Source organism: Mesorhizobium sp. M4A.F.Ca.ET.020.02.1.1 (assembly GCF_004022645.1).
Taxonomy (GTDB): Bacteria; Pseudomonadota; Alphaproteobacteria; order Rhizobiales; family Rhizobiaceae; genus Mesorhizobium.
In genome coordinates this window covers 1-2,966 of the sequence record NZ_RZOI01000732.1, presented here as the reverse complement: position 1 = coordinate 2,966, position 2,966 = coordinate 1, and the positions used below count along the sequence as shown (strand labels likewise).

Annotated in this window: 4 protein-coding genes; 3 read left to right on the top strand and 1 reads right to left on the bottom strand. The window is 66.6% G+C overall.

Annotated elements, in window-relative coordinates:
• Together EN742_RS30150 and EN742_RS30145 are read left to right on the top strand one after the other, a co-directional pair.
• On the top strand, nucleotides 1–1,515 hold a 1,515-nt coding region (locus tag EN742_RS30150), incomplete at its 5' end, for a glycine cleavage T C-terminal barrel domain-containing protein (protein WP_281035018.1).
• Nucleotides 1,508–2,095, top strand: coding sequence for a sarcosine oxidase subunit gamma (locus EN742_RS30145; RefSeq protein ID WP_126054072.1), 588 nt, complete (start codon nucleotides 1,508–1,510; stop codon nucleotides 2,093–2,095). The genes EN742_RS30150 and EN742_RS30145, both read left to right, overlap by 8 nt.
• 71 nt (nucleotides 2,096–2,166) lie before the next feature.
• Here EN742_RS30145 and EN742_RS39720 read toward each other — a convergent pair whose 3' ends face one another.
• Entirely contained in the window at nucleotides 2,167–2,322 is a 156-nt protein-coding gene (locus EN742_RS39720; protein WP_245455447.1) for a hypothetical protein, read from the bottom strand.
• Between EN742_RS39720 and EN742_RS30140 the strand changes: the two genes are divergently transcribed.
• On the top strand, nucleotides 2,321–2,966 hold a 646-nt coding region (locus EN742_RS30140), incomplete at its 3' end, for an MFS transporter (protein WP_245492429.1). The genes EN742_RS39720 and EN742_RS30140 overlap by 2 nt on opposite strands.

Below are 2,966 nucleotides of genomic sequence, written 5' to 3'. Positions count from 1 at the left end.
GCCCTGCCGGACGTCGAAGCCGCGCCAGGCGAGCCCGACCCGGCGCCGGTGTTCGAGATCAAGGCGGCGGGCAAGAGCTTCGTCGATTTCCAGCACGACGTCACGGCGGAAGACGTGCGGTTGGCGCACCGCGAGGGCTTCATCTCGGTCGAGCACCTCAAGCGCTACACCACGCTTGGCATGGCGACCGACCAGGGCAAGAGCTCCAACGTGCCGGGCCTCGCCATCATGGCCGAGGCTCTCGGCAAGCCGATCCCCGAGGTCGGCACGACGCGCTTCCGCCCACCCTACACGGCGGTGTCGATCGGCTCGCTGGCGGCCGAGCGTTTTGGCGATCTCAAACCCGAGCGGCTGACCCCGATGCACGACTGGCATATCGCCAACGGCGCGCGGATGTATTCCGCAGGCCTCTGGTACCGGCCGATGATCTACGGCCTTGCCGGCGAGACGGTCGAGCAGGCCTATGTGCGCGAAGCCAAGGCCACCCGCGACAGCGCCGGCATCGTCGACGTCTCGACGCTGGGCAAGATCGCCGTGCAGGGACCGGACGCGGCGGAATTCCTCGACCGCGTCTACACCAACATGTTTTCCACGCTTGCCGTCGGCAAGGCGCGCTACGGCCTGATGCTGCGCGAGGACGGGCTTGCCTTCGACGACGGCACCACCTGGCGGCTCGGCGAGCAGGACTTCCTGATGACCACCACCACCGCCAATGCCGGCAAGGTGATGCAGCATCTGGAATATTTCCTCGACGTGATCTGGCCGGAATTGAAGGTCACCGTCACCTCGGTGACCGACGAATGGGCAGGCGCTGCGATCGGCGGGCCGAAGGCGAGAGCCATCCTCGCCACCTGCGTCACCGGCACCGCCGTCGACAACGCCACCCTGCCTTTCATGGGCATCGTCCGTGGCCAGATTGCGGGCGTGCCGGTGATGATCTGCCGCCTGTCCTTTTCCGGCGAGATGGCCTTCGAGGTCTATTCCGGCGCCGGCCACGGCACCCATGTCTGGGAGGCGCTGATCGAGGCTGGCAAGCCATCCGGCCTGGTGACCTACGGGCTCGAGGCGCTGGGTACGATGCGCATCGAGAAGGGCCATGTCACCGGCGCCGAGATCGACGGCCGCACCACGGCGCGCGACCTGCATCTCGACTGGATGCTGTCGAAGAAGAAGCCCTTCATCGGCTCGGCGATGATGGACCGCGAGGGCCTGATCACGCCTGACCGGCTGCAACTGGTCGGCCTGGTCTCGCTCGACAACCGCCCGTTCAACGGCGGCGCGCATATCGTCGAGGAACTGGACGAAGCCAATCCACGCGATTCGATCGGCCACATAACCGCCTGCTGCTATTCGCCGGCGCTCGGCAAGCATATCGCGCTAGCGCTGGTCAAGGGCGGCAAGGCCAGGCACGGCACGCGCGCTTTCGTCTCGGACCCGTTGCGCAATCGCTTCGGGCCGATCGAGATCGTCTCCAACCACTTCTACGACCCGGACGGGAGCCGCATGCATGGTTGAACGTCAATCTCCGCTCGAGCCGGAGTACCACCCGGGCTCGCACGGCAATTTCGAACATGGCGTCGACGTCATCCTGTCTGAGACGCGGCCGGGCTCGATCCTGCAGCTCGCCGCATGGCCGGGCGAGGAGAAGCGCCTTATGTCGGCGATATACAAGGTCGCGGGCCTTGCCCTGCCCGACGGCGCCGGCGGCGGCGTCACCAACGGCGGCAGATCGGCATTCGGCATCGCGCCAGGCAAGTTCACCGTCATCGACGACGCCGAGGGCCTTGCGGCCGCGTTCAGCGGCGTCGTCACGCCGGACGTGGGCACCGTCACCGACCTGTCGCATGGCCGCACCGCGATCCGCATCGCCGGCCCGAAGGCCGAATGGGTGCTGGCGAAGTTCTTTGCCATCGATTTCGCGCTGCCGGCCTTCCCGGTCGGCGCCGGCCGCTCGACCACCCATCACGACGTCTTCGCGCAGATTCAGCGCACCGGCGCCGACCAGTTCGACATCTATGTCTTCCGCTCCTTCGCCCGCTCCTTCTGGAAGGCGCTGTGCCACGCCAGCGAGGAAGTCGGCTACGAGGTGCAGTAGCTCCGGCTGGCACTACGGACGGCCACAACTGCTGCTTGAGGCTTGGGCCAGCCGGGCCGATAGATAGGCAATCACGGGCTCTTGCCGGAGCAGGTGCCCGTCCAGGCAACCAGTTCGACCATATCCTCCATGACCGCAGAGACTTCGGTGACGGCCACCACCCGCTTTGCTCCGGCGGGCGAGATGTCGATGCTGTTGCCGGCAACGGTCGCCTGCGGCGTCTTCATGACCAGCCTCGACCAGAATGTAGTGGTGACCGCACTTCCCGGCATCGGTGAAAGCTTGGCCCGCCCGCCGAGCCAGCTTGGCCTTCTGATCACCGTCTATGTAGCCAGCCTGATCATTCTCGGCGGCTGGGCGGCGGACCGCTTCGGCCTGCGCAACGTGTATTGCTTCGCCCTTCTCGTCTTCGCCAGCGCCTCGGCACTTTGCGGCCTCTCGGAGAACATCTGGATGCTGGTCGCCTCGCGCGCCCTGCAGGGTTTTGGCGGCGCGCTGATGGGCACGCTCGGCCAAGTGGTGATCCTGTCGAGCTTTCCGCGCGACCGCACGCTCAAGATCAACATGTACATTTCGCTGGCCGGCCAGTCCGGACCATTGGTGGGCCCGCTGGTCGGCGGCACGCTCACCACCTACGTCTCGTGGCGCTGGATCTTCTACATAAACATCCCGATTGCGCTCATTGCCGCGCTGCTCGCCGCCTCGCTGTTCCCCTCCGCGACCAAGCCGGTCCGCACCCCGTTCGACTTTCCGGGCTTCCTGCTAGTCGGCAGCGGCATGGCGCTGCTCGTCTTCGGCATGGATTCGCTCGCCGCCAAGGACGCCGCCGCCGGCATCATCGCCGCCGAGCTGGGTGCGGCCGTCGCCATCC